This window comes from Pantoea sp. Z09 (genome assembly GCF_022394795.1).
Lineage (GTDB): Bacteria > Pseudomonadota > Gammaproteobacteria > Enterobacterales > Enterobacteriaceae > Pantoea > Pantoea latae.
Window position 1 is genome coordinate 2688012 of sequence record NZ_CP092373.1, and the last position, 25034, is coordinate 2713045.

Below are 25034 nucleotides of genomic sequence, written 5' to 3' on the forward strand. Positions count from 1 at the left end.
ACCGCTACCATTGCATCGCTTTTTCATCGTGATATTTAGCGATAAAAAGGCGTTGAATAAGATTTTTCAGCTTGTGTAAACGATTCCATTTATCCAGACTTGATCACGCTTTAACGGGCGCTGATGTGCTACTTTTTAACATTGCCGGTCTGGCTTTTTGACGTTAACCAGGACTCAACATGGAAAAATTTAACCCGGTCGATCATCCGCATCGCCGTTACAATCCGCTGATCGATCAGTGGATCCTCGTTTCGCCCCACCGTGCCAAACGTCCGTGGCAAGGCGCGCAGGAAACCCCTTCGCAGGAGAAACTGCCGGCGCACGATCCCGACTGTTTCCTCTGCGCCGGCAACACACGCGTCACCGGCGACAAGAACCCTGACTACACCGGCACCTACGTTTTCACCAACGATTTCGCCGCGCTGATGACCGACACGCCGGAAGCGCCAGAGAGCAGCGACGTGCTGATGCGCTGCGAAAGCGCGCGCGGCACCAGCCGGGTGATCTGCTTCTCGCCGGACCACAGCAAAACCCTGCCGGAGATGTCGCTGCCGGCGCTGGAAGAGGTGGTGAAAACCTGGCAGGCGCAGACCGCCGATCTCGGCCAGCACTATCCCTGGGTGCAGGTGTTTGAGAACAAAGGTGCGGCGATGGGCTGCTCCAACCCTCATCCGCACGGTCAGGTGTGGGCCAACAGCTTTCTGCCTAACGAAGCGCAGCGCGAAGATGATCATCAGCGCGCCTACTACGCCGCGCACCACTCGCCGATGCTGGTGGACTACGCCGCGCGCGAGTTAGCCGACGGCAGCCGCACCGTGGTTGAGACCGAACACTGGCTGGCGGTGGTGCCCTGGTGGGCGGCATGGCCGTTTGAGACGCTGCTGCTGCCGAAAGCTCATATCAAACGCCTCACCGATCTCTCGCCGTCGCAGAGCGCGGATCTGGCGAAGGCGCTTAAGCAGCTAACCAGCCGCTACGACAACCTGTTCCAGTGCTCTTTCCCCTACTCCATGGGCTGGCACGGCGCGCCGTTTAACGGCGAAGATAACGATCACTGGCAGCTGCACGCCCACTTCTATCCGCCGCTGCTGCGCTCAGCCACGGTGCGCAAATTTATGGTCGGCTACGAGATGCTGGCCGAAACCCAACGCGACTTGACGGCGGAACAGGCGGTGGAACGCCTGCGCGCCGTCAGCGATATTCACTTCCGCGAGGCAGAATAATGTTAAAAACCACCACGCAGCAGATTTTCACCGAGTCCTTCGGCTATGCGCCGACCCACACCATTCAGGCGCCGGGCCGCGTTAACCTGATTGGTGAACACACCGACTACAACGACGGCTTCGTGCTGCCGTGCGCCATCGACTACCAGACCGTTATCGCCTGCGCGAAGCGCGACGATCGCCAGGTGCGCGTGGTGGCGGTGGATTACGACAACCAGCAGGACAGCTTCTCGCTCGACGCGCCGATCCTCAGCGTAAAAGAGCCGATGTGGGCCAACTACGTGCGCGGCGTGGTGAAGCATCTGCAGCAGCGCGACGCCAGCTTCGGCGGCGTCGATATGGTGATCGCCGGCGACGTGCCGCAGGGCGCGGGTCTGAGCTCCTCGGCGTCACTGGAAGTGGCGGTCGGCACCGTGTTCCAGCAGCTCTATCATCTCAAGCTCGACGGCGCGGCCATCGCGGTTAACGGCCAGGAGGCGGAGAACCAGTTTGTCGGCTGCAACTGCGGCATTATGGACCAGCTGATCTCCGCGCTGGGCAAGAAAGATCACGCCATGCTGCTTGACTGCCGCACCCTCGGCACCCGTCCGGTGCCAATGCCGAAAGAGATCGCGGTGGTGATCATCAACTCCAACTTCCGCCGCAATCTGGTGGGCAGCGAATACAACACGCGCCGCGAGCAGTGCGAAACCGGCGCGCGCTTTTTTGCTCAGCCGGCGCTGCGCGACGTGGATATCAACCAGTTCAAAGCGGTAGAGCATGAGCTGGATCCGCAGGTGGCGAAACGCGTGCGTCACGTGCTGACCGAAAACGCCCGCACGGTAGAGGCGGCCGACGCGCTGAGCCGGGGCGACCTGAAGCGCATGGGCGAGCTGATGGCGGAATCGCACGCCTCGATGCGCGACGACTTCGAAATCACCGTGCCGCCGATTGACGCGCTGGTAGAGATCGTTAAGGCGGAGATTGGCGATCGCGGCGGCGTGCGCATGACCGGCGGCGGCTTCGGCGGCTGCGTGGTGGCGCTGATGCCGTTCGATTTGGTCGATCGGGTTAAAGCGGCGGTGGCAGAGCAGTATGAAGCGAAAACCGGCATTAAAGAGACCTTTTACGTCTGCACCGCCTCAGAAGGAGCGGGCCAATGCTAAGCGACGTTAATTCACACGCGCCAGACGGTCAGCCGTGGCGCATCACCGTGCTGCGCAACGCCAGCGGCATGGTGGCAACTTTCATGGACTGGGGCGCCACCTGGCTCTCGGCGCGGGTGCCGATGCGCGACGGCAGCGTGCGTGAAGCGCTGCTCGGCTGCGCCACGCCGTCCGACTATCTGCATCAGGAGGCCTATCTCGGCGCCACCATCGGCCGCTACGCCAACCGCATCAATAAAGCGACGCTGACGCAGCAGGGGATCGCGCTGGCGGCGAATCAGGGCGAGCACCAGCTGCACGGCGGGCCGCAGGGCTTTGACAAACGCCGCTGGCAGATCGTCAGCCAGAGCGAAAACAGCGTGGTTTACCGCCTCGACTCGCCGGACGGCGACCAGGGCTATCCCGGCAATCTGCTGGCGCAGGTGCGCTATACGCTGGACGACGATAACTGCCTGTCGATCAGCTATCAGGCAGAGGTCGATCGCCCCTGTCCGGTCAACCTGACCAACCACGCCTACTTTAACCTTGACGCGCATCATGGCGACGCGCGCCAGCATCGCTTACAACTGCTGGCCGAGCACTATCTGCCTGTCGACAGCGAGGGTATTCCCAACGCGCCGCTGAAAGCGGTGGCAGGCACCAGCTTCGATTTTCGCGCGGCGAAAACGGTGGCGCAGGATTTCCTCGCCGACGCCGATCAGCAGGCGGTGAAAGGCTACGATCACGCCTTTCTGCTCAGCAGCGCCGGCGACGTCAGCCAGCCCGCCGCGCAGCTCCTGTCCGCCGACGGCGAACTGCAGCTCACCGTGACCACCACCGCGCCCGCGCTGCAGTTCTACACCGGCAACTATCTGGCGGGAACGCGCGCGCGGGAACAGGAAAGCTATACTGCTTTCCAGGGCATTGCGCTGGAGAGCGAATATTTACCCGATTCGCCCAATCACCCCGAGTGGCCGCAGCCGTCATGCTGGCTGCAGCCGGGCGAGCGCTGGGAGTCGGTGACGCGCTACCGCTTTACCCCGCGCTGAGCCGCCGGCTGAAAAACGCGCAGTGCGTCGCCGACAGGCTTACACCCTGCGCCGTTTTCCGCTATGGTATGGCGCTATCCATGTGCCGCCGGGCGCGCGCGTCGGGTTGGTTGCAGCAAGGTTTCCATTATCGTAGAAACATCAAAGAGTTAAGGAGTTAACTATGGCCGTAACTAAGCTGGTTCTGGTCCGCCACGGCGAAAGTCAGTGGAACCAGGAAAACCGCTTTACCGGATGGTATGACGTGGATCTTTCTGACAAAGGTCGCACCGAAGCCAAAGCAGCCGGTCAGCTGCTGAAAAAAGAAGGTTTCGTCTTTGATTTTGCTTACACCTCCGTGCTGAAACGCGCCATTCACACCCTGTGGAACGTTCTTGATGAGCTGGATCAGGCCTGGCTGCCGGTTGAGAAATGCTGGCGCCTGAACGAGCGTCACTACGGTGCGCTGCAGGGTCTGGACAAAGCGGAAACCGCCGCCAAATATGGCGACGATCAGGTGAAACAGTGGCGTCGCGGCTTCGCGGTGACCCCGCCGGAGCTGGATCGCGGCGACGAGCGTTTCCCTGGCCACGACCCGCGCTATGCGAAGCTGAGCGCTGAGCAGCTGCCGACCACCGAGAGCCTGGCGCTGACCATCGATCGCGTGATCCCATACTGGAACGAGAGCATTCTGCCGCGCATCAAGAGCGGTGAGAAAGTGATCATCGCTGCGCACGGCAACTCGCTGCGCGCGCTGGTGAAATACCTCGACAACATGAGCGAAAATGAGATCCTCGAGCTGAACATCCCGACCGGCGTGCCGCTGGTGTATGAGTTCGACGAGAATTTCAAACCGATCAAACACTACTATCTGGGCGATGCCGACGAGATCGCAGCGAAAGCCGCAGCCGTCGCTAACCAGGGTAAAGCAAAGTAAGCGTGAGCTGAAAGGTTAAAAGGCCAGACACTGTCTGGCCTTTTTTATGGCTGCGGATTTGGCGCTGACGCGAACAGCATAAACCGATCGCAAAGACGCAAAAGACGGCATCCCTGCCAGCTCGGCACGCGCCGATACGCACCTCATCCCTGAGGTGCGCCCGTAAACGGGCCAACGCGCTGCGTTGTTCAAAAATGCTCCCGGCATTTTTGTCCCTGGCGCGTGACGCTTTGCTCTTCGGTTTATGCCATTCGCGTTTCAAGCATCTCCGCCGTTGTTAATCAGCCGCGGCGCTGCTTCACGGCGGCGGCCAGCTGGCGCAGCACCTTGTCGGTGTCGTTCCAGCCGATGCAGGCGTCGGTGATGCTTTTGCCGTAGACCAGCGGCTCGCCGCTCTCCAGGCTCTGGTTGCCTTCCACCAGATGACTTTCGATCATCACGCCAATCACGCCGCGCTCGCCGCCGGCAATCTGCGCCGCCACGTCGTCCGCTACTTCCAGCTGCTTTTGATACTGCTTGCTGCTGTTGGCGTGGCTGAAGTCGATCATCACCTGCGGCGGCAGACCCGCCTTCTCCAGCCCGGCTTTCACCGCGCTGACGTGCTGCGCGCTGTAGTTCGGCTCTTTGCCGCCGCGCAGAATAATATGGCAGTCCGCGTTGCCGCTGGTTTCGACAATCGCCGAGTGACCATATTTGGTGACCGACAGGAAGCAGTGCGGCGAACCGGCGGCGTTGATGGCGTCGATGGCCACTTTAATGGTGCCGTCGGTGCCGTTCTTGAAGCCGACCGGACAGGAGAGCCCCGACGCCAGCTCGCGATGCACCTGCGACTCGGTGGTGCGCGCGCCGATAGCGCCCCAGCTCATCAGATCCGCCACATACTGCGGCGTAATCATATCGAGAAACTCACCCGCCGCCGGCAGACCGCTGTCGTTGATCTCCAGCAGCAGCTGGCGCGCCAGACGCAGGCCGTCGTTCAGCTGGAAGCTGCCGTCCATATAGGGGTCGTTGATCAGCCCTTTCCAGCCCACGGTGGTGCGCGGCTTTTCAAAATAGACGCGCATCACCACTTCCAGCTCGCCTTTCAGCTCGTCGCGCAGCGTCAGCAGACGCGCGGCGTACTCTTTCGCCGCCTGCGGATCGTGAATCGAACAGGGGCCAATCACCACCAGCAGGCGATCGTCTTCGCCCTGCAAAATCTGGTGAACAGACTCGCGGGCCTGCGCGACGGTGCGCGCGGCGCTATCGGTGGCGGGGAATTTTTCCAGCAGCGCAACGGGAGGCAGCAGCTCTTTAATCTCGCGAATGCGTAAATCATCGTTCTGGTAATTCATAACTCATCCATTAATTTCTGGCCCAACGCGCGTCGGGCGCAACCTGACCAATTTATCCCGTTGCGTGCGGAGTGTAAATTCAGGGCGCCGCTTAAATGCATGCGTGAAATTTGCATTTATAGGGTTCTCAGCTAGGCTTTTACATGTAAGCACTGAGGAACGCTTCGCTTACATTATTTATCTCTTCCGGACGACCTTTGGGTGAAATTAAATTTCGCCGGAACCGCTTTGCGTCAAACGGCAGCATCGGGTTTAAAACAGCAGCTATCATTGATTACAGGAGCATAATGATGAATAAGTTTGCAATGATCTTTCTGACGACAGCAATGACCTTAGGTAGCGGCGCGGCACTGGCCGACAACAACGGCACCGCTAACCAGGCAGCGGAAGCAGGCGCGGCCGCAGGCGGCGCAAAACAGAATTTGCCGCCAAACAACGTCGACAACAGCAAAATCAATAACACCGATACCAATACCAATCCTGCGGCCAACGGCGGCAGCACCGGCAGCAGCAATATGTCCGCCAACGAAATGGACCAGAATAGCCAGTGTAAAGATGGCAAATGCCCGAATATTAACAGCAAGGTGCAAACTAAAGAGGGCGGCGGCAAGGTCGACCGCAAAACTGACGGCACCTCGCAGTAATATCTTCTGGAGAGCTTCGGCTCTCCATTATTTTTCTCTGCGTTAACTTCCGCTATGCTGAGGCCATGAATTCTGTCAGGAAATGTTCATGGCCTCGCTGTTATTAATAGACGACCATCCGCTGGTTGAAGTGGCGCTGGAAGCCGCGCTCGAACGGGCACCCTTTCCCATCCTTTTACGCTCCGCCGCCAGCGAACAGCAGGCGCGCCAGCTGCTGACGCAGCCCACCGACATCATTGTGCTGGATATCGGCCTGCCGGACGGCGACGGGCTGGAGATCTTGCGGCGCCTTAACATCCACTTTCCCGCCATTCCGGTGCTGATTTATTCGGCGCAGCAGAGCAGCCACTATTTGCGCAGCGCGCAGGCGCTGGGCGCGGCGGGCTATGTGGTGAAAAGCCAGCGTATGGAGCAGCTGCTGAGCGCTATCCTCGCCGTGCTGGGCGGACAGCAGGCCTTTCCCCCCGAGGTGATCGCGCCTGCCCTGCCGCTCACCAGCAAAGAGCAGCAGGTGCTGGCGCTGCTGGCGAGCGGCCTCTCTAATCTGCAAATTGCCGAACAGCTGCATATCAGCAATAAAACCGTCAGCACCCATAAAAAGAATATTCTGGAAAAAACCGGCGCGCGCTCGGTGGTGGAACTGGCCGATCTGTGGAAAGCGCAGCCGTGAGGCGCCTGCTTCTGCTGCTGCTCTGCCTGACCGTGCTGCCAGGCTGGGCGGAGATTCGGCCGGTCAGCGGCCTTGATCTGCCGATGATGATGCCGGTCAACGGCGCCGATGCGATGCAGGGCAAAACCCTGCGCGTCGGGCTGCTGGAGGAGAGCAACGCCCCCTGGACGATGCGCGTCGGCGACGAGCTTTACGGCCTTGATGCCGACGCGCTGGCGGCGCTGCACCAGCTGACCGGCGCCCGCTTTACCCTGAAGTTGTTCGCCGATCGCGCGCAGCTTGTCGCGGCGCTGCAAAGCAGCCAGATCGATTTCGCGCTTGGCGCGCTGCCCAATCCTCTGCCGGCGGGCGTGCTGCACAGCGAAAGCTGGTTTAGCAGCCCGCTGCGCATCTATCGCAGCCAGCGCAACGCGCGCGCCGTAATGTTTAACAGCCAGAACGCGCAGCTCGCCATCAGCGACGTGACGCTGGCGCAGCTGCCCACGGCGGTGGCGCAAAAGCATCGCTGGCGCACCTACAGCAACGACCTGCAGGCGCTCTCTACGCTGCTGAATCAGCAGAATGACTATGTGGTGGCGGATGAGATCAGCGCCAGCTTCCTGCTCAGCCAGCTGCAGCAGGGCGAGATCTATCAGATCGCCTCGGATCTGGATGTCGGCCAGCTGACGCTGCGCGCCTTCGCCCGCGACGCGGCGCTGATCGACTGGCTCAACCAGAGCCTGCGCCAGCTGCCCGCCGAACTGGTGACCAATCTGCAGTCGCGCTGGGGCGCGCCGCTGCCGCGCTATCAGGATACGCAAACCCTGATGCTGAGCGCGACGGAGCGGCAGTGGCTGGATGCCAATCCGGTGATCTACTACGCGGCGGAGAGCGACAACGCCCCGTGGAGCTACCGCGACAGCAGCGGCGCGGCGCGCGGCTACAGCGTCGATCTGCTTAACGCCATCGCCCAGAGCAGCGGCATGCGCTTCGCGCCGCGCTGGGTCGCCGGCCCGCAGCAGGCTGACGCGCTGCTGGCGCAGCATCAGGCGATGCTGCGGCTCACCCAGCCGCTGAACGGCGAAGCGATGCAGAACGCCACGCTGCCGGTGTGGCGCGCGCTGTGGGGCATCTACAGCCAGCGCGATGCCGCCATCAGCCGCTGGCATGACCTGGCGGGCAAACGCGTCGGTATTCTGCGCGACGACGTCGCGGCGCAGCTGCTGCCGACTGAGGTAACGCCGCAGGTCTTTGCCGATCGCGCCAGCCTGTATGAGGCGCTGGCGAACGGCCAGATCGACGCGCTGGCCGATAACGTGCTGTCGGCGCGCTGGCGCATCGCCGCGCGCTACGACGATAGCCTGCATCTCGCCTTTGCCGCCAGCGATATCGCCTGGCCGATCGCGCTGGGCGTCGCCGCCGACCAGCCGCTGCTGCGCCCGCTGATCAACCGCGCGCTGCAGCAGATCCCCGTTGATACCCAGCGGCAGATGCGCGACGGCTGGCTGACGCCGCCGCAGCCGGGGAATGCGATGGCGATGCGCTCGCTGCCGCGGCTGGTGCTCGCCGCGGCGGGCGTCGCCATCGTCGTGCTGCTGGTGCTGCTGGCGCGCCGCTACTGGCAGCAGCGTCGCGAGCGCCTGCAGCGTCAGCAGGCGGAGCGCGCCAATGCGATGAAAAGCCAGTTTCTCGCCACCGTCAGCCATGAGCTGCGCACGCCGATGCAGGCAATTCTTGGCCTGCTGGAGCTGGAGAAGGCGCGCTCGTCGAACCTGGCGCTGGTCTACAGCAGCGCCCGCTCGCTGATGACGCTGCTCAATGACCTGCAGGATCACGCGCGCATCGAGAGCAACAGTTTCGCTCTGACGCCGCGTCCGCTGGCGCTGCGTGAGTGGCTGGCGCAGCAGCAGCGGTTCTATCACCCGCTGATGCGCGCAGAGGGCCCGACGCTGCGGGTCGACGCGCGGACGCCGCTGCCGGAGAGCGTGCTGATTGACGCCGATCGCCTGCAGCAGGTGATCAACAACCTGATGACCAACGCGCTCAAATTTACCGCCCACGGCGAGATCCGCCTGACGCTGGCCGTTGCCGCCGATCGGCTTATTTTCGCCGTGCGCGACAGCGGCAGCGGCATTCCGCCCGACGAGCAGCCGAAGCTGTTCGATCCCTGGTATCAGGCGCCGTCGGGCAAAAAGGTGTCGGTGCAGGGCAGCGGACTGGGCCTGTTTATCTGCCGCGAGATCGTGCAGCGCATGGGTGGCAGCATCGCGCTGCGCTCGCAGCCCGGCGAAGGCACTGAGGTCACGGTGAGCCTGCCGCTGCAGCAGTGCGAAGCCGCGCCGCAGGAGAGCGCCGCCCTGCCCCGCTACGCCGCGCTGCGCTGCGCCGTGGTCGACGATCATCCGGCCAACCTGATGGTGCTGCAGCAGCAGCTGGCGCAGTTCGCCATCGAGGCGGACTGCTTCGCCGACGGGCGCGCCTTGCTGCGCGCCGACGCGGCGCAGCCCTACGATCTGCTGTTTATCGATCAGATGATGCCGCGCCCTGACGGTCAGCTGCTGCTGCGCCTGCTGCGCCGCCGCGATCGCCAGCGTGGTAAACCGGCGATGCGGGTGATCTGCTCCGCCGACGCGCAGCTGCTCAGCCTGCCGCTGCTGGCAAACGAGCGCGTGCTGATCAAGCCGGTGCAGCTCGGCGATCTCGCCGCACTGCTGGCGCATGTCGACCCGGATCCGCTGGCGGCGCTGGATGACAACCTGCGCCAGCTGGCGCAGAAGAGCGAGAAGTTCCTCGCGCGCCTCAGCCAGACCCTGCGCGACGCGCTGAACAGCGACGTGGCGCGCATCACGACGGCGCGTGCGGCGCACGACTGGCCGCAGCTGGCGCAAGCGGCGCACCGCATGAAGGGAAGCTGGCTGCTGATTGGTCTGGAGCAGGGTGCCGACCTCAGCCAGCGGCTGGCGGATCGCGCCAAAGCGCAGCAGGACGCGCCGGATGAATGGGATTTGCTACTATTACTCACCAACAGGTTACTGATAAAACTGGACTCTTATGGCTCATCACCACACTCATAGCGCGCCGGCGGGCAATCGCAAACGCCTCGCGGCCGCCTTTGCCGTCACGGCGATCTTTATGCTGGCAGAGGCGATCGGCGGCTGGATCTCCGGCTCGCTGGCGCTGCTTGCCGACGCCGGGCATATGCTTACCGACGCCGCCGCGCTGCTGATGGCGCTGCTGGCGGTGCAGTTTGCCCAGCGCAAACCCAACGCACGTCATACCTTCGGCCTGCTGCGCCTCACCACGCTGGCGGCCTTCGTCAACGCCATCGCCCTGCTGGCGATTACCGCGCTGATCGTCTGGGAGGCGCTGCGACGCTTTTACCAGCCGCAGCCGGTGACCGGTGGGCTGATGCTCGGCATCGCCGTGGCGGGCCTGCTGGCCAATATGCTGTCGTTCTGGCTGCTGCACCACGGCAGCGAAGAGAAGAACCTCAACGTGCGCGCCGCCGCGCTGCACGTAATGGGCGATCTGCTCGGCTCGGTGGGCGCGATTGTGGCGGCGCTAATTATCCTCTACACCGGCTGGACGCCCATTGACCCGATTCTGTCGCTGCTGGTGTCGCTGCTGGTGCTGCGCAGCGCCTGGTCGCTGCTGCGCGAGAGCCTGCATGAGCTGCTTGAAGGGGCGCCGTTGCTGATCGACGCGGAGAAGCTGTCGCGCGACCTGACGCTGAATATTCCTGAGGTGCGCAACGTGCACCATGTGCACGTCTGGCAGGTGGGCGAAAAGCCGGTGGTGACGCTGCATGTGCATGTGATCCCGCCCTACGATCACGACGCGCTGCTGCAGCGTATCCACCGCTATCTGCACCAGAAGTATCAGATTGGTCACGCCACGGTGCAGATGGAGTATCAGCCGTGCGCCACGCCCGACTGCGAGCTGGGCCTCGGCGACGGCTCAGCGACGGCGCATCACCACCACCACCACGGCGAACAGGCGCATCATCACTGACGCGCCAGCGCGCGCGAGCCGTGCTGGCGCGCGCTCGCTATCCACAGGCGCGAGCCGTTGAGGGCGATCAGCGTCAGAATGACATACTCCAGCGCCATGGCGTAGACGCCCTGGCGCGCAAAGATCATCACGCTGATGACGTCGATCACCACCCACAGCAGCCAGTTCTCGACATATTTGCGCGTCATCAGGATCATTGCCACGATGGAGAGCACCATCATGCTGGCGTCCCAGAACGGAAAGGCGTCGGGCTGCAGCGTCGGCATCGCCACCTGCAGGCCGAGCGCGTTCATCAGCGACACGGCGATCTGCGTCAGGAAGGCGAATACCGGGTCGATATAGCGCGTCATTAGCGCGATCGCCACCACGCAGACCGCGCCCCAGCCCAGCGCCTTCGGCAGCGGCAGCCAGCGGATTTTCAGCGCCGCCTGGCGATCGTCGCTCTGCCGGCTCCACGCGTACCAGCCGTAGAGATTGGCGACAAAGAAGAAGAGCTGCAGCAGCAGGCTGGCGTAGAGCTGGATCTGAAAGAAGATGGCGGCGAACAGCGTGACGTTGATCAGGCCGAACGGGTAGTTGATCACCTTTTCCAGGCTGGCGAGCCAGATGCAGAGCAGCCCCGCCAGCGTGCCGATGGCTTCAATCCACGAGAGATCGTAGCCGCCCGCGCCAAGCGGAATATGGACCAGGATGTTGCTGGTGCTGAAAAAATCCATCAGGCGTTCCCTTTGACCTTCAGTTTGAGTTCCGCTGCGAAAGCGAGCATGCGGTCGAGCGGCAATAATGCCGCCTCGCGCAGCGCGGCATCAACCTCTATTTCATGCTGCGCCCCGCCCTGCTCCAGCCCGTCGGCGATCGCCTTCAGGCCGTTCATCGCCATCCACGGGCAGTGCGCGCAGCTGCGGCAGGTGGCGCCCTCGCCGGCGGTCGGCGCTTCGAGCAGCGTTTTTTCCGGCACCGCCTGCTGCATTTTGTAGAAGATGCCGCGGTCGGTCGCCACGATCATCTGCGGATGCGGCAGCCGCTGCGCCGCCTGGATCAGCTGGCTGGTGGATCCGACCGCGTCGGCGAGGTCCACCACCGCCTGCGGCGACTCCGGATGCACCAGCACCGCCGCGTCGGGATAGAGCGCCTTCATGCGCAGCAGCGCCTGGGTTTTGAATTCATCATGCACGATGCAGGCGCCCTGCCAGCAGAGCACGTCGGCGCCGGTTTTCTGCGTGACGTAGCGGCCGAGATGGCGGTCCGGCGCCCAGATGATTTTTTCACCCAGGCTGTCGAGGTGGTCGATCAGCTCGACCGCGATGCTGGAGGTGACCACCCAGTCGGCGCGCGCCTTGACCGCCGCCGAGGTGTTGGCGTAGACCACCACGGTGCGGTCGGGATGAGCGTCACAGAAGGCGCTGAATTCGTCTATCGGGCAGCCGAGGTCGAGGGAGCATTCCGCCTGCAGCGTCGGCATCAGCACGGTTTTTTCCGGGCTGAGGATTTTGGCGGTTTCGCCCATAAAACGCACCCCCGCCACCAGCAGCGTGGAGGCGGGATGGCTGCTGCCGAAGCGCGCCATTTCGAGCGAGTCCGCCACGCAGCCGCCGGTCTCTTCCGCCAGCGCCTGAATTTCCGGATCGGTGTAGTAGTGCGCCACGATAACCGCGTTGCGCGCTTTTAGCAGCTGTTTGATTTTGTGACGGTAAAACGCCTTTTCATCGTCGCTGAGCCGGGCGGGCTTCGCCGGAAAGGGCCAGGCCGCGTGTTCTGTTTCGAATAAAGCACTCATTACACCGCTCTCGTTTTGTCAAATGAACGAAAATCGCTACAGATGGCGAAAACAGGCGTTCATCCCGCCATCGTGTTTTATATGCTAAACACGATAGCGGAAACGCGCGGCGGTGTCGTGCTCTTTTTTAGGCGCGCGGCGGCGCGGGCTCGTCGGCGAACAGCGGCAGCACGGCGGCCTGCCGCGGCATTTCCAGATCCAGCAGAAAGGCCTTAACCTCCAGCCCGCCGGCAAAGCCGGTCAGCTTGCCGTTGGCGCCGATGACGCGATGGCACGGCGCGACGATAGAGAGCGGATTTCTGCCGTTCGCCGCGCCGACCGCGCGCACCGCCTGCGGATGGCCGATCTGCCGGGCGATTTCGCCGTAGCTGCGCGTTTCGCCGAAGGGGATCGCCACCAGCGCGTTCCACACTTTTTTCTGAAATTCGGTGCCGACGAAGTCGAGCGGCAGCGCAAAGAGGCGGCGCTCGCCGGCGAAGTACTCGCGCAGCTGCCGCTCGGCTTCGATGAGAACGGGATGCGCGTCGTCGCGGGTTTGCGGCAGGAAGCGCGCGCCCTGCGGGTCGTCGTTTTTCCACAGGATGGCCGTTAGCCCGCGCTCGCTCGCCACCAGCTTCAGTTCGCCCACCGGCGTGGAGATCAGTGTGTAGTGATACATGATGCGTTCTCCCTGTTTGAGGTCGTGGTCATTATTGCATGTTGACGCGGGCGCGCTGGCCGTTTTCGGTCATCAGGGTAAACTGCTTTGCTGTCCGAAAACAGCGAGTGCGCAGCACAAACCGGGTATAGGCTCTGTTTATTTGCAGGAGTGATTATGTTTGATTCAGAAACGGCCTGGCAGGCCCTGACCTCGCGCGATACCCGTTTTGACGGCGTGTTTTTCGTTGGCGTCACCTCCACCGGCATTTACTGCCGCCCCATCTGCCCGGTTAAGCCGCCGCAGCAGAAGAACTGTCTGTTTTTCGCCAGCGCCGAAGCGGCGGAGAAGGCGCACTTTCGCCCCTGCCTGCGCTGTCGGCCCGAGCTGGCGCCCGGCAACGCGCCGGTCGATCAGCCTCACCGCGTGGCGGACAGGCTGATTCAGCGCATTGAGGAGGGGCTGCTGGAGGAGCGCGAGGGGCTGGAGGCGATTGCCGCCGAGTTCGGCATGAGCCTGCGTCAGCTGCGCCGCATCGTGCAGCAGGAGCTGGGGGTGTCGCCGCTGGAGCTGCGGCAGACGCGCCGTATGCTGCTGGCGAAGCAGCTGCTGACGGAGACGCGGCTGCCGGTGACGGAGGTGGCCTACGCCAGCGGCTTTCGCAGCCTGCGCCGCTTTAACGACGTGTTTCAGGCGCGCTATCGCATGACGCCGAGCGCGCTGCGCCGGGGCGTCGACGCCGCGGTCAACGCGCAGTCGGGCGACAGCGCGACGCTGCTGCTGGTTTATCGCCCGCCGTATGACTGGGCGGCGATGCTGGCGTTTTTGCAGACGCATCTGATGAAGGAGGTGGAGGCGGTGCAGGATGGCGCCTATCGGCGCACCGTGGCGCTGGGCCGCTGCCGCGGCTGGGTGAGCGTGTCGCATTTGCCGGCTAAGAACGCGCTGCGGGTTGAGTTTTCCACCTCGCTGACCCCGGTGCTGCCGCTGCTGCTGCGTCGCCTGCGCGATCTTTTCGACCTTAACGCGCAGCCGCAGCTTATCGCCGCCCGTCTGGCGCAGGATGCGCTGCTGGCGCCGAGTCTGGCGCGCAGCCCCGGCCTGCGCGTGCCGGGCGCGTTCGACGCGTTTGAGCTTGGGGTGCGCGCCATTATCGGCCAGCAGGTGACGGTGAAGGCCGCGACCACGGTGAGCAGCCGTTTTGCCGCCGCCTTTGGCGAGCCCTGCGAGACGCCCTTTACCGATCTGACGCGCTGCGCCGCGCGGCCGGATCGCATCGCCAGCCTGACGGTGGATGATGTGGCGCCGCTGGGCATCGTCAGCGCGCGCTCGCGCGCCATTATCGCCTTTGCGCAGGCGTGCGCCGGGGAGTCGCTGCGCTTTAACGCCACTCAGTCGCCGGAGTCGGTGATGAAGCAGCTGGTGGCGCTGCCGGGGATCGGCCCCTGGACGGCGCACTATATTGCGATGCGCGCCCTGCGCTGGCCGGATGCCTTTCCTAAAGAGGATATCGCCATCCGTAATAATCTGGGCGGTCTGAAGCCCGCCGAGGCGGAGGCGCGCTCGCAGCAGTGGCGGCCGTGGCGCAGCTATGCGGTGATGCATATATGGGAGAGCCTGGCGGTGGTGAAGCCAAAGAAAAAGTCGTGACGGCGCGCGGAAATATCATGGCGGCGGGTATTGTGCTGGGTGCAGGAGGAGCGGGCGCGATCGCAAAGGAAGCCCACTTCCCTGTGGGTCGGCCTCGCGGCTACGCACCTCATCCCTGAGGTGCGCCCGTTCCGGGCCAACGCTGCGCGTTGTTCAAAAACGCTCCCGGCGTTTTTGTCACTGGCTCGGACGCTTTGCTCTTCGGACCCGTTAACCCCGCGCCAGTGTGACAATGGAATGGCTTTAAGAAATGGCATAGCGCAGAAACAAAAAAAGCGCCCATTGGGCGCTTCTTTTTGAAATGGTGGGTCGTGCAGGATTCGAACCTGCGACCAATTGATTAAAAGTCAACTGCTCTACCAACTGAGCTAACGACCCGCTGGGTGCTGACAACCCGCAAACCTGAAGCCTGCGTTAAAGATGGTGGGTCGTGCAGGATTCGAACCTGCGACCAATTGATTAAAAGTCAACTGCTCTACCAACTGAGCTAACGACCCATCTTAAGGCTGTGAAGCGGTGCTGAAGTTTCTCAGGAACAGAAGGGGTACTCTGTTCGCTGGGAAGATGGTGGGTCGTGCAGGATTCGAACCTGCGACCAATTGATTAAAAGTCAACTGCTCTACCAACTGAGCTAACGACCCATCTTCAGGCTTGCCAGACACATTTGCATTCTGTCCCGGCAACGGCGGCATATATTACTGATTTACCGAGGTAGCGCAACCCTTATTTTCCGCAAGGGAGTTCAACTGCTTACCTTTCATGCTGCCAGACCAGAAATCAGGCAAATTCCGGTGCTGGCTGCACAAATTACAGCCCGTCGAGACGTTTTTGCGCCTGTTTCGCTGAATCGGTGTTGGGGTAAAGTTTGAGCACCTGCTGGTAAACCGCTTTGGCTTTCGCCGTGTCGTTTTTCTCCTGCATGATGACGCCAACCTTTAGCAACGCTTCAGACGCCTTCGGCGACTTCGGGTAATTTTTGACCACGGTGGCGTAATAGTAGGCCGCGTCGTCTTTTTTACCTTTGTTGTAGTTCAACTGTCCCAGCCAGTAGTTGGCGTTCGGCTGGTAGGTTGAATCGGGATAGCGCTTCACCCACGCCTGCAGCGCGGCGATCGCCTGGTCATACTGTTTCTTTTCCAGAATCAGCGCCACCGCGGCGTTGTAGTCGCTGTTGGCGTCGCCGCTCTGCACCGGCGCGCCCGACGAGGCTGCTGCTGCACCTGCCGCCGCGCCCGCGTCTGCGGATGCCGCTGGCGCCTCTGCGCCGCTTTGCGCCGCACCGCTGGCGCCGCTGCTGCTCAGGCTGTCGATCTGCTGATAGAGCTGCTTCTGCCGCTCGATCACCTGATTTAGCTGATAGCTGTTTTGCTGGATTTGCCCACGCAGCGCGTCGATATCGCTTTGGTTGTCGCTCATCTGCTGCTGCAGTTGCTGCAGAAGCTGAGCCTGGGCGTTAGAAATTCGTTCAAGAGTGGTGACACGGTCTTCGACCGAGCCAGAGCCGACGCTACTGATTGACGCCTGGGCATTAGCGGCCCAGGGGGCCGCTACGCCAACCAGTAACGACAGACTCAACAGATGAAGTCTGAAGTTACTAATCATGTGATTCTCTTAGTAGACCAGAACGGCACGACGGTTTTTAGAGTAAGCCGATTCGTCATGACCCAGCACAGCCGGTTTCTCTTTACCGTAAGAGACGATAGACATCTGGTCAGCCGACACGCCTTTGCCCTGCAGGTACATCTTCACGGCGTTAGCACGACGCTCGCCCAGCGCGATGTTGTATTCCGGCGTGCCGCGCTCATCCGCGTGACCTTCGATGGTCACTTTGTATGACGGGTTGCTACGCAGGAAAGCAGCATGCTGGTCCAGCATCTGAGCGTAATCAGACTGGACGTCATATTTGTCCAGGCCGAAGTAAACGATGTTGTTCTGCTGCAGCTGCTGCATCTGCAGACGCGCCTGCTCGTCAGAAGACATGTTGCCGTTGCCGCTGCCGTTCATGCCAGCGCCGTTGCCGTAAGCGCCGTCTGCGCCCATGCCGGTCTGGTCGTTGTTGTTGTTTTTGTGTGAGCTACACGCGGCTACAGCCAGAACCGGCAGAGCCAGCATCAACCCTTTCAGCACTTTGTTCAGTTGCATTTTTTTATCCTGTTATATTGATTATCATACATTTAACCCCCCGCTACGCAGGGGACCTATGCATTACAGATACGGCGACCAGGCAGGCGATTTTACCTGTCCATCAGTTGCCGGAAGACGCGCTTTGAAACGCCCATCTGTTGATACCAACTGCAACACGGAACCCATCCCCTGAGTAGAGCTATAGATTACCATCGTGCCGTTTGGCGCCAGACTTGGCGATTCATCCAGGAACGTGCTCGTTAACGTTTGAACGGCTCCCGTTACCAGATCCTGTTTGGCGACATGCTGAGCGCCACCGGCGCTGCTGATCATCACCATGGTTTTACCATCGGCAGAGACGTCCGCGTCCTGGTTTTGTGCTCCTTCCCAGGTAATACGCTGTGGCGCACCGCCGTTGATACCAATTTTATAAATCTGAGGCGCACCAGCCTGATCCGAGGTGTAGGCCAGCGTCTGGCTATCCGGGAACCAGCTCGGCTCAGTGCTGTTGTAGCGACCGTCGGTGATTTGGCGGGTCTGGCCAGACGCCAGGTCCATCACATAGAGGTTCAGGCTACCGGTTTTCGACAGCGCGAAAGCCAGCTTGGTGCCGTCCGGCGAGAAGGACGGCGCACCGTTGTGGCGCGGGAACGAGGCAACCTGACGGATGGCGCCGTTTGACAGCGTCTGCACCACCAGCGCCGATTTACCGCTTTCAAAGGTCACATAGGCCACTTTGCTGCCGTCTGGCGACCAGGCCGGCGACATCAGCGGCTGAGGCGAGCGGTGAACGACAAACTGGTTAAAGCCATCGTAGTCTGAAACACGCAGTTCATACGGGAACTGACCGCCGTTGGTCTGCACCACATAGGCGATACGGGTGCGGAACGCCCCTTTAATACCGGTCAGCTTCTCGAACACTTCGTCACTGGCGGTGTGCGCCGCGTAGCGCAGCCACTGTTTGGTGACCTTGTAGGAGTTCTGCGCCAGAACGGTGCCCGGCGCGCCGCCGGTGTCCACCAGCTGATAGGCGATTTGATAGCTGCCATCGGGATTAGGCGTCACCTGACCGACCACCACCGCGTCGATACCCAGCGCGCTCCAGGCGGCAGGCTGCACTTCCTGCGCGCTGGTCGGCTGCTGCGGCAGACGTGAACGGTCGATGGGGTTGAATTTGCCGCTGTTGCGCAGGTCAGCAGAGACAATGCCGCCAACATCTTCAGGCGCCGCGCCTGAGCCCGCCCATTTAAACGGCACCACACCAATGGGGCGCGCGGTGTTGACGCCCTGCGTAATTTCAATGCGTACTTCTGCGTGGAGCATCGCAGCCCACAGCAGAACAAAAAAACCTAAGGTTACACGAAGTGCCTGCTTCATCTTTTCTCCCTTACCTGAACCTGAGTTCATGATAATTCGCACAGTTCCTGAAAAACACGAGTATTCGTTAAGTACGGCAAGCTAACCTTAGTCCAACCTGCCGTGGGTTACTGCATTATTCCGGTTTGAAACGCATCGGTGCGTTTTTAAACACTTCATACACGGCCTGCGATGGCGGCTTAGGAATACGCGCCTGCTTCGCCGCCGTGATCGCTGCCTGGCATAACGCCGGGTCGCCACCTTCCGATTTAACGTCAATCAGCAAACCATCCGGTGCCAGCTTGATACGCAGGTTACACTCTTTCCCTTTGAAAGTGTCAGCATCGTAGAAGCGGCTCTGAATCGCCCCCACAACCTGTCCCAGATAAGAGTTAATCTCTGCGCCTGATGCACCGGCTTTCTTCTGATTGCCCTGCCCTGCCGCCGCGCCGCCAGCGTTGCCGGCGGTGCCACTTTTCGGTGCATTCTTACCAGAGGTCAGGCCGCCCAGCAGATCGTCAACGTCGCTGCTGTTTTTCGCCGCTTCCGCCGCCGCTTTTTTCTTCGCGTCGGCCGCCGCTTTCGCCTTCGCCGCCGCGTCCGCTTTGGCTTTCGCCTCGGCCGCCGCTTTCTCTTTCGCGGCTTCCGCCTTCTCTTTCGCTTCCTGCGTGGCTTTCGCTTTCGCCGCCTCGGCTTTCTCTTTCGCGTCCTGAGCGGCCTTCTCTTTTGCCGCCTCAGCCTTTTCTTTCGCCTCTTCGGCCGCCTTCTCTTTGGCCGCTTCAGCTTTCTCTTTCGCTTCCTCGGCCGCTTTGGCTTTCGCCTCCTGCGCCGCCTTCGCCTTCGCCTCTGCCGCCGCTTTCGCTTTCGCGGCAGCGGCGGCCACGGCTTTCGCCTGCTCTTCCGCCTTTTTCTTCGCGTCGGCGGCGGCCTGTTTCGCCTGCTCTTCCGCCTTCTGCGCCGCCTCGGCAGCCGCTTTCGCCTGCGCCTGGGCTTCTGCTTTCGCGTCCGCCTTCGCCTGTGCGGCGGCCGCCTCAGCCGCTTTCTGCTGCTCCTGCGCCGCTTTCGCCGCCGCTTCCGCCTGTTTCTGCTGCTCAGCCTGCGCCTTCGCCGCTTCCTGCGCCTGCAGGCGCTCTTTCTCCAGCGCTTTCAGGCGCTGCTGTTCGGCAGCCTGCTTCTGCTGCAGCTCTTCAGCCTGCTGCTGCGCCTGTTTTTCACGCTGCTGCTCGGCGCGCTGGCTGTCGCTTTTCTGGTTCTGCTGACGATTGTACTGCTCGACCACGGCGCCCGGATCGACCATGACCGCGTCGATATCGCTGCCCCCGCCACCGCCGCTCGCCTCTATATTCTCGTTAAACGAGCTCCAGACCAGCAGCGCGATCAGCACGATGTGCAGAGCCACCGATATGATTATCGCGCGCTTTAACTTCTCGTTTTGCTCGGTTGCCTTCGACACACTCGGTTCCCAAAAAACGGTTCGACTTTAAATCGGCTGCGTCATCAAACCGACAGATTTAACGCCTGCCTGATGCAGCAGGTTCAGCGCTTTAATAATTTCGTCGTAGGGCACATCCTTCGCGCCGCCGATCAAGAAGACGGTTTTTGGATTCGCCTCAATGCGACGCTGCGCCTCGCTCACCACCTGTTCCGGCGGCAGCTGCTCCATACGATCGTGATCCACCACCAGGCTGTACTGGCCGACGCCTGAGACCTCGACGATCACCGGCGGGTTATCGTCGCTGGAGACCGTTTTCGAGTCGGTGGCGTCTGGCAGATCCACTTCTACGCTCTGGGTAATGATCGGCGCTGTCGCCATAAAAATCAGCAGCAGCACCAGCAGGACGTCGAGCAGCGGAACGATGTTGATTTCCGATTTCAGGTCGCGGCGGCCGCGACCACGTACTCTGGCCATGGTTACCTCCGCTTACTTCGCGTTTTCGCTGGAGAAAGCCTGACGGTGCAGGATGGCCGTGAACTCTTCCATAAAGTTGTCGTAGCCCTGCTCGAGCTTGTTGACGCGCTGGTTCAGTCGGTTATAGGCCATGACCGCCGGGATCGCGGCGAACAGGCCGATCGCGGTGGCGATCAGCGCTTCGGCGATGCCGGGCGCGACCATCTGCAGCGTCGCCTGCTTCACCGCGCCCAGCGCGATAAAGGCGTGCATGATGCCCCAGACGGTGCCGAACAGGCCGATATAGGGGCTGATCGAGCCGACGGTGCCGAGGAAAGGAATATGGTTCTCCAGCGTCTCCAGCTCGCGGTTCATCGAGATGCGCATTGCGCGGCTGGCGCCTTCCACCACCGCTTCAGGGGCGTGGCTGTTGGCGCGGTGCAGGCGTGCGAACTCTTTAAAGCCGGCGTAGAAGATCTGCTCGGAGCCGCTCAGCTCTTCGCGACGGCCCTGGCTCTCCTGATAGAGGCGCGACAGCTCGATGCCGGACCAGAATTTGTCCTCGAACGCTTCCGCCTCGCGGCCCGCCGCATTCAAAATACGGGTGCGCTGAATAATGATGGCCCAGGAAGCAATGGAAAAGCCGATCAAAATCAACATGATAAGTTTGACCAGAAGGCTCGCCTTCAGGAACAAATCAAGAACGTTCATGTCAGTCACTGCTTGAACTCCGCGACAATAGACTTGGGAAGCGCAATCGGCTTCATAAGATGTGGGTTGATGCAGGCAATCAGGACTTCTGCTTCATTCAGGACCTTGCCTTCTGCATTCACGATACGCTGGGAAAACGTCATGGTCGCGCGCGTCATCGCGGTGACTTCGCTCTGGATCTCCAGAAGGTCATCGAGACGTGCTGCCGAAACATAGTCCACCGTTATGCGCCGCACCACAAAAGCGACCTGCTGCTCCAGCAGGCTGTGCTGATTGAAATGGCGCTGACGCAGCATTTCGGTACGTGCTCGTTCATAAAAAGCGATATAGCTGGCATGGTAAACCACGCCACCGGCGTCGGTATCTTCGTAATAGACCCGAACCGGCCAGCGAAACAGCGTTGTACTCACTCTACATCCCGGTCTCGTTTTTAAACGTTGCTACTATACGCAAGAGATTTGGGGTTGGGAATGGGATGCCAGAGCCAGGAGAAAATAATTATCAGACGGAAACAATTGGAAGGATTGGCGGCAGATATCTTGACCGACCGCTGACAATACTCCACTGCCAGCGGCGGATGCGAGCGGCTAGCGCCAGAACCAGTAGAGGGCGAACAGCAGCGCAATCAGGGCCAGCGACGGCGAGAAGAGCGCCTGCCAGCGCGTGCGGCGCGGACGAAAGCCCACGCCGTGGATCACCCCGGCGCAAACCGCCCAGATCACCAGTACCCCCTGCCAGACCGACAGCGTGCTGGTGTGCGCGGCGTAGCGCGAGGGATCCCAGAACAAACAGCCCGCGACGATCAGCGCCAGGATGAGCGAAAGGGCCCGCAAAGGCCCTTTGTCCATCAGACGGTATGACGTCCGAATCGGCTTGCGCATCAGGCGTGCTCATCCTGCGCGGCGCTGTCTTCGATATGTTCAATCGCCAGCGCGGTGATGATGCCAAAGGCGCAGGCCAGCAGCGTGCCGAGGATCCAGGCAAAATACCACATGCGTCAACTCCTTAATCAGTAGAGAGAGTGCGTATTGCGCTCGATATGTTCTTTGGTGATGCGCCCGTACATCTTGTAGTAGCACCAGCTGGTGTAGGCCAGGATGATCGGCACGAAAATCATCGCCGCGAAGGTCATTACCGTCAGCGTGCGCTGGCTCGAGGTGGCGTCCCACATCGTCAGGCTCATACCGGGTTCGATGCTCGACGGCATAATGAACGGAAACAGCGCGATGCCGGCGGTCATGATGACGCACGCCAGCGTCAGCGATGAGCTGACAAACGCCCAGCCGCCCTTCTCCGCACGCGAGAACAGCACCGTCAGAAGCGGCAGCACCACGCCGAGCAGCGGGAAGAGCCACAGCGCCGGCAGATGATTAAAGTTCGCCAGCCAGGCGCCCGCCTCGCGCACCACGGTTTTTCCCAGCGGGTTCGACGCCACGTGATGGTCGATGGCGCTGGTCACCACATAGCCGTCGATGCCATATTTCACCCAGACGCCCGCCAGCGCGAAGCCAGCCATCATCACCAGCGCCGCTATCTGCGCCACGGCCCGCGACCGCACGTGCAGTTCGCCGACGGTGCGCATCTGTAAATAGGTCGCGCCCTGCGTCAGGATCATCGCCACGCTGATCACCCCCGCCAGCAGCCCGAACGGATTGAGCAGCTGAAAGAAGTTGCCGGTGTAGTCGAGGCGTAGATACTCATCCGCGCGAAACGGCACGCCCTGCAGCAGATTGCCGAACGCCACGCCGATGACCAGCGGCGGCACGAAGCTGCCGATAAAGACGCCCCAGTCCCACATGCCGCGCCAGCGCATATCTTCAATTTTAGAACGATAATCGAAACCCACCGGACGAAAATAGAGCGACGCCAGCACCAGAATCATCGCCACGTAGAAGCCAGAGAAGGCGGCGGCATAGACCATCGGCCAGGCGGCGAACAGCGCGCCGCCGGCGGTGATCAGCCAGACCTGGTTGCCGTCCCAGTGCGGCGCGATGCTGTTGATCATAATGCGGCGCTCGGTGTCGTTGCGCCCCATCAGGCGCGTCAGCATGCCAACGCCCATATCAAAGCCGTCTGCCACCGCGAAGCCCACCAGCAGGATGCCGATCAGCAGCCACCAGACAAAGCGCAGTACTTCATAATCAAACATGGTTGCTCTCCTTAACCGCGTGCCGGCTCAGCCGCTGCCGCGACCTGCTCATGGTGATAGCGTCCGGTTTTCAGGCTGCTGGGACCAAGACGCGCGAACTTAAACATCAGATACATTTCCGCCACAAGGAACAGCGTGTAGAGACCGCAGATCAGCAGCATGGAAAAGAGCAGATCGCCCACGGTCAGCGAGGAGTTGGCCACCGAGGTCGGCAGCACTTCGCCGATCGCCCAGGGCTGACGGCCATATTCGGCGACGAACCAGCCCGCTTCGACGGCAATCCACGGCAGCGGTATGCCGTAGAGCGCCGCTTTCAGCAGCCAGCGATGTTTGCCGACGCGATTGCGGATAACGCTCCAGAAGGAGAAGGTAATGATGCCCAGCAGCAGCACGCCCGCCAGCACCATAATGCGGAAGGCGAAGTAGAGCGGCGCCACGCGCGGAATGGAGTCTTTTACCGCCTGCTGGATCTGCGCCTCGGTGGCGTCCGCCACGTTCGGCGTGTAGCGTTTCAGCAGCAGGCCGTAGCCCAGATCCTGCTTGCTCTGGTTGAAGGCGTCGCGCACCGCGGGATCCGCGCTGCCGCTGCGCAGCTGGTTGAGCAGCGCATAGGCCTTCATGCCGTTGCGGATGCGCACCTCATGCTGCGCCATCAAATCTTTCAGGCCGGTGACCGGCGTATCGATGGATCGCGTGGCGATCAGGCCAAGCAGACCGGGGATCTGCACCGCGTCGGCGTTCTCCTGCTTCTCCTGATCCGGCAGGCCAAACAGCGTAAAGGCGGCCGGCGCGGGCTGGGTCTCCCACTCCGCTTCGATGGCGGCCAGCTTGGTTTTCTGCACGTCGCCCATCTCGTAGCCCGACTCGTCGCCGAGCACAATCACCGACAGCACCGCGGCCATGCCGAAGCTAGCGGCGATGGCGAACGAGCGTTTCGCGAAGGCGATGTCACGCCCTTTCAGCAGATACCAGGCGCTGATGCCGAGGATAAACATCGCGCCGGTGGTGTAACCCGCCGCGACGGTGTGCACGAACTTCACCTGCGCCACCGGGTTAAGCACCAGCTCGGAGAAGCTCAGCATCTCCATGCGCATGGTTTCGTAGTTGAACTCGGAGGCGATAGGGTTCTGCATCCAGCCGTTCGCCACCAGGATCCAGAGCGCGGAGAGGTTGGAGCCGAGCGCCACCAGCCAGGTGACCGCCAGATGCTGCCGTTTGCCCAGGCGATCCCAGCCAAAGAAAAACAGCCCGACAAAGGTGGATTCGAGGAAGAACGCCATCAGCCCTTCAATGGCGAGCGGCGCACCGAAGATGTCGCCGACGTAGTGAGAGTAGTAAGACCAGTTGGTGCCGAACTGAAACTCCATGGTCAGCCCGGTAGCAACGCCCAGCGCAAAGTTAATGCCGAATAACTTGCCCCAGAATTTGGTCATATCTTTATAAATCTGTTTGCCGCTCAGGACGTAGACCGTCTCCATGATCGCCAGCAGAAACGCCATACCGAGCGTTAGCGGGACAAACAGGAAATGGTACATCGCCGTTAAGGCAAACTGTAAACGCGACAGCTCGACGATATCAAACATTAATGACTCCTTGCTCCTCGCATGAATTTGCTCTGCGAATAACAACGGCAAACAACAGGATGTGATGCGCAGAGTAAGATTCAGGAACGACTGATTATTGATTCCAGTTTTTGTTACCGACGGATCATCTTCCTCCGCGGCCCGACGTGAGCGAGTAACAGTGGTGAAAATTCCCCGAAAGCGATCAGTTCAGTGCGTTCAGGCAGGCG

At 61.4% G+C, this 25034-nt stretch carries 24 protein-coding genes and 3 tRNA genes; 9 read left to right on the top strand and 18 right to left on the bottom strand.

Translation table 11 applies throughout. The features are described 5' to 3' along the window. Positions 1-179: 179 nt before the first annotated feature. From galT to gpmA, 4 genes are all read left to right on the top strand, one after another. Positions 180-1223: a galactose-1-phosphate uridylyltransferase gene (galT, locus tag MC269_RS12850; protein WP_239952649.1), complete on the top strand. Its 1044-nt coding sequence runs from the start codon at positions 180-182 to the stop codon at positions 1221-1223. Then, positions 1220-2368 carry a galactokinase gene (gene galK / locus MC269_RS12855; RefSeq protein ID WP_371824384.1) on the top strand — a complete coding sequence of 383 codons (1149 nt, stop codon included), beginning with the start codon at positions 1220-1222 and terminating at the stop codon, positions 2366-2368. Before galT ends, galK begins: the two co-directional genes overlap by 4 nt. Continuing rightward, positions 2362-3396: a galactose-1-epimerase gene (gene galM, locus MC269_RS12860; protein ID WP_239952651.1), complete on the top strand. Its 1035-nt coding sequence runs from the start codon at positions 2362-2364 to the stop codon at positions 3394-3396. The genes galK and galM overlap by 7 nt, the downstream gene beginning before the upstream one ends. Before the next feature lie 163 nt (positions 3397-3559). Further along, the gene (gene gpmA / locus MC269_RS12865) at positions 3560-4312 is read left to right on the top strand and encodes a 2,3-diphosphoglycerate-dependent phosphoglycerate mutase (protein ID WP_239952652.1); all 753 of its coding nucleotides are present in this window, start codon (positions 3560-3562) and stop codon (positions 4310-4312) included. A 281-nt stretch (positions 4313-4593) separates the two neighbouring features. On the opposite strand, the gene aroG is transcribed toward gpmA, so the two are convergent. After that, positions 4594-5646: a 3-deoxy-7-phosphoheptulonate synthase AroG gene (gene aroG, locus MC269_RS12870; RefSeq protein ID WP_239952653.1), complete on the bottom strand. Its 1053-nt coding sequence runs from the start codon at positions 5644-5646 to the stop codon at positions 4594-4596. A gap of 287 nt (positions 5647-5933) precedes the next feature. Here aroG and MC269_RS12875 point away from each other — a divergent pair, with 287 nt between their 5' ends. The 4 genes from MC269_RS12875 (at position 5934) to zitB (ending at position 10950) form a co-directional block, all read left to right on the top strand. Then, a complete protein-coding gene (locus MC269_RS12875) occupies positions 5934-6290 on the top strand; it encodes a YbgS-like family protein (protein WP_239955117.1) in 357 nt (118 codons plus the stop codon). A gap of 88 nt (positions 6291-6378) precedes the next feature. Continuing rightward, the gene (locus tag MC269_RS12880) at positions 6379-6960 is read left to right on the top strand and encodes a response regulator transcription factor (RefSeq protein ID WP_239952654.1); all 582 of its coding nucleotides are present in this window, start codon (positions 6379-6381) and stop codon (positions 6958-6960) included. Further along, on the top strand, positions 6942-10013 hold the full coding sequence (locus tag MC269_RS12885; RefSeq protein WP_239952655.1) for an ATP-binding protein: 3072 nt from the start codon (positions 6942-6944) through the stop codon (positions 10011-10013). Before MC269_RS12880 ends, MC269_RS12885 begins: the two co-directional genes overlap by 19 nt. Then, positions 9991-10950 (top strand): CDF family zinc transporter ZitB, encoded by a 960-nt coding sequence (zitB, locus tag MC269_RS12890; RefSeq protein WP_239952656.1) that lies wholly within the window; start codon positions 9991-9993, stop codon positions 10948-10950. Before MC269_RS12885 ends, zitB begins: the two co-directional genes overlap by 23 nt. Here the strand turns inward: zitB and pnuC are convergent. From pnuC to MC269_RS12905, 3 genes are all read right to left on the bottom strand, one after another. Continuing rightward, positions 10944-11666, bottom strand: a complete 723-nt coding sequence (gene pnuC / locus MC269_RS12895) for a nicotinamide riboside transporter PnuC (protein ID WP_081136243.1) — start codon at positions 11664-11666, stop codon at positions 10944-10946. The genes zitB and pnuC overlap by 7 nt on opposite strands. Next, a complete protein-coding gene (gene nadA, locus MC269_RS12900; RefSeq protein WP_081136246.1) occupies positions 11666-12727 on the bottom strand; it encodes a quinolinate synthase NadA in 1062 nt (353 codons plus the stop codon). Before nadA ends, pnuC begins: the two co-directional genes overlap by 1 nt. Before the next feature lie 127 nt (positions 12728-12854). Further along, the gene (locus MC269_RS12905; RefSeq protein ID WP_239952657.1) at positions 12855-13385 is read right to left on the bottom strand and encodes a methylated-DNA--[protein]-cysteine S-methyltransferase; all 531 of its coding nucleotides are present in this window, start codon (positions 13383-13385) and stop codon (positions 12855-12857) included. Between the two features lie 156 nt (positions 13386-13541). On the opposite strand from MC269_RS12905, the gene MC269_RS12910 reads away from it, so the two are divergent. After that, positions 13542-15014, top strand: coding sequence for an AlkA N-terminal domain-containing protein (locus tag MC269_RS12910; protein ID WP_239952658.1), 1473 nt, complete (start codon positions 13542-13544; stop codon positions 15012-15014). A gap of 302 nt (positions 15015-15316) precedes the next feature. Here MC269_RS12910 and MC269_RS12915 read toward each other — a convergent pair. The 14 genes from MC269_RS12915 to cydA form a co-directional block, all read right to left on the bottom strand. Then, a tRNA-Lys gene (locus tag MC269_RS12915) sits at positions 15317-15392 on the bottom strand. A 43-nt stretch (positions 15393-15435) separates the two neighbouring features. Continuing rightward, positions 15436-15511: transfer RNA gene (locus MC269_RS12920), tRNA-Lys, on the bottom strand. A 68-nt stretch (positions 15512-15579) separates the two neighbouring features. Beyond that, a tRNA-Lys gene (locus MC269_RS12925) sits at positions 15580-15655 on the bottom strand. Positions 15656-15821: 166 nt separating this feature from the next. Beyond that, positions 15822-16616, bottom strand: coding sequence for a cell division protein CpoB (gene cpoB, locus MC269_RS12930; protein WP_239952659.1), 795 nt, complete (start codon positions 16614-16616; stop codon positions 15822-15824). A 9-nt stretch (positions 16617-16625) separates the two neighbouring features. Then, entirely contained in the window at positions 16626-17156 is a 531-nt protein-coding gene (gene pal / locus MC269_RS12935) for a peptidoglycan-associated lipoprotein Pal (protein ID WP_081136255.1), read from the bottom strand. Positions 17157-17219: 63 nt separating this feature from the next. Beyond that, positions 17220-18515, bottom strand: coding sequence for a Tol-Pal system beta propeller repeat protein TolB (gene tolB, locus MC269_RS12940; protein ID WP_081136257.1), 1296 nt, complete (start codon positions 18513-18515; stop codon positions 17220-17222). A 115-nt stretch (positions 18516-18630) separates the two neighbouring features. After that, positions 18631-19947, bottom strand: coding sequence for a cell envelope integrity protein TolA (gene tolA / locus MC269_RS12945; RefSeq protein ID WP_239952660.1), 1317 nt, complete (start codon positions 19945-19947; stop codon positions 18631-18633). Positions 19948-19974: 27 nt separating this feature from the next. Further along, positions 19975-20403 carry a colicin uptake protein TolR gene (gene tolR, locus MC269_RS12950; protein ID WP_033751683.1) on the bottom strand — a complete coding sequence of 143 codons (429 nt, stop codon included), beginning with the start codon at positions 20401-20403 and terminating at the stop codon, positions 19975-19977. A 12-nt stretch (positions 20404-20415) separates the two neighbouring features. Continuing rightward, positions 20416-21102: a Tol-Pal system protein TolQ gene (gene tolQ, locus MC269_RS12955; RefSeq protein ID WP_239952661.1), complete on the bottom strand. Its 687-nt coding sequence runs from the start codon at positions 21100-21102 to the stop codon at positions 20416-20418. Continuing rightward, positions 21099-21503 (bottom strand): tol-pal system-associated acyl-CoA thioesterase, encoded by a 405-nt coding sequence (gene ybgC, locus MC269_RS12960; protein WP_239952662.1) that lies wholly within the window; start codon positions 21501-21503, stop codon positions 21099-21101. The genes tolQ and ybgC overlap by 4 nt, the downstream gene beginning before the upstream one ends. A 177-nt stretch (positions 21504-21680) precedes the next feature. Next, on the bottom strand, positions 21681-21974 hold the full coding sequence (gene ybgE / locus MC269_RS12965) for a cyd operon protein YbgE (RefSeq protein ID WP_239952663.1): 294 nt from the start codon (positions 21972-21974) through the stop codon (positions 21681-21683). Continuing rightward, entirely contained in the window at positions 21974-22087 is a 114-nt protein-coding gene (cydX, locus tag MC269_RS12970) for a cytochrome bd-I oxidase subunit CydX (RefSeq protein ID WP_239952664.1), read from the bottom strand. Before cydX ends, ybgE begins: the two co-directional genes overlap by 1 nt. Before the next feature lie 15 nt (positions 22088-22102). Then, entirely contained in the window at positions 22103-23242 is a 1140-nt protein-coding gene (gene cydB, locus MC269_RS12975; protein ID WP_239952665.1) for a cytochrome d ubiquinol oxidase subunit II, read from the bottom strand. An 11-nt stretch (positions 23243-23253) separates the two neighbouring features. After that, on the bottom strand, positions 23254-24825 hold the full coding sequence (gene cydA / locus MC269_RS12980) for a cytochrome ubiquinol oxidase subunit I (protein WP_239952666.1): 1572 nt from the start codon (positions 24823-24825) through the stop codon (positions 23254-23256). Between the last annotated feature and the right edge of the window lie 209 nt (positions 24826-25034).

What these genes read in the sequence shown, in the direction of transcription:
- cpoB (WP_239952659.1), bottom strand. Translation starts at nt 16,616, where the DNA reads ATGATTAGTAACTTCAGACTTCATCTGTTGAGTCTGTCGTTACTGGTT.
- MC269_RS12880 (WP_239952654.1), top strand. Translation starts at nt 6,379, where the DNA reads ATGGCCTCGCTGTTATTAATAGACGACCATCCGCTGGTTGAAGTGGCG.
- nadA (WP_081136246.1), bottom strand. Translation starts at nt 12,727, where the DNA reads ATGAGTGCTTTATTCGAAACAGAACACGCGGCCTGGCCCTTTCCGGCG.
- galM (WP_239952651.1), top strand. Translation starts at nt 2,362, where the DNA reads ATGCTAAGCGACGTTAATTCACACGCGCCAGACGGTCAGCCGTGGCGC.
- gpmA (WP_239952652.1), top strand. Translation starts at nt 3,560, where the DNA reads ATGGCCGTAACTAAGCTGGTTCTGGTCCGCCACGGCGAAAGTCAGTGG.
- zitB (WP_239952656.1), top strand. Translation starts at nt 9,991, where the DNA reads ATGGCTCATCACCACACTCATAGCGCGCCGGCGGGCAATCGCAAACGC.
- galT (WP_239952649.1), top strand. Translation starts at nt 180, where the DNA reads ATGGAAAAATTTAACCCGGTCGATCATCCGCATCGCCGTTACAATCCG.
- pal (WP_081136255.1), bottom strand. Translation starts at nt 17,156, where the DNA reads ATGCAACTGAACAAAGTGCTGAAAGGGTTGATGCTGGCTCTGCCGGTT.
- tolR (WP_033751683.1), bottom strand. Translation starts at nt 20,403, where the DNA reads ATGGCCAGAGTACGTGGTCGCGGCCGCCGCGACCTGAAATCGGAAATC.
- tolB (WP_081136257.1), bottom strand. Translation starts at nt 18,515, where the DNA reads ATGAAGCAGGCACTTCGTGTAACCTTAGGTTTTTTTGTTCTGCTGTGG.
- ybgE (WP_239952663.1), bottom strand. Translation starts at nt 21,974, where the DNA reads ATGCGCAAGCCGATTCGGACGTCATACCGTCTGATGGACAAAGGGCCT.
- MC269_RS12875 (WP_239955117.1), top strand. Translation starts at nt 5,934, where the DNA reads ATGATGAATAAGTTTGCAATGATCTTTCTGACGACAGCAATGACCTTA.
- cydX (WP_239952664.1), bottom strand. Translation starts at nt 22,087, where the DNA reads ATGTGGTATTTTGCCTGGATCCTCGGCACGCTGCTGGCCTGCGCCTTT.
- cydB (WP_239952665.1), bottom strand. Translation starts at nt 23,242, where the DNA reads ATGTTTGATTATGAAGTACTGCGCTTTGTCTGGTGGCTGCTGATCGGC.
- cydA (WP_239952666.1), bottom strand. Translation starts at nt 24,825, where the DNA reads ATGTTTGATATCGTCGAGCTGTCGCGTTTACAGTTTGCCTTAACGGCG.
- MC269_RS12910 (WP_239952658.1), top strand. Translation starts at nt 13,542, where the DNA reads ATGTTTGATTCAGAAACGGCCTGGCAGGCCCTGACCTCGCGCGATACC.
- MC269_RS12905 (WP_239952657.1), bottom strand. Translation starts at nt 13,385, where the DNA reads ATGTATCACTACACACTGATCTCCACGCCGGTGGGCGAACTGAAGCTG.
- pnuC (WP_081136243.1), bottom strand. Translation starts at nt 11,666, where the DNA reads ATGGATTTTTTCAGCACCAGCAACATCCTGGTCCATATTCCGCTTGGC.
- aroG (WP_239952653.1), bottom strand. Translation starts at nt 5,646, where the DNA reads ATGAATTACCAGAACGATGATTTACGCATTCGCGAGATTAAAGAGCTG.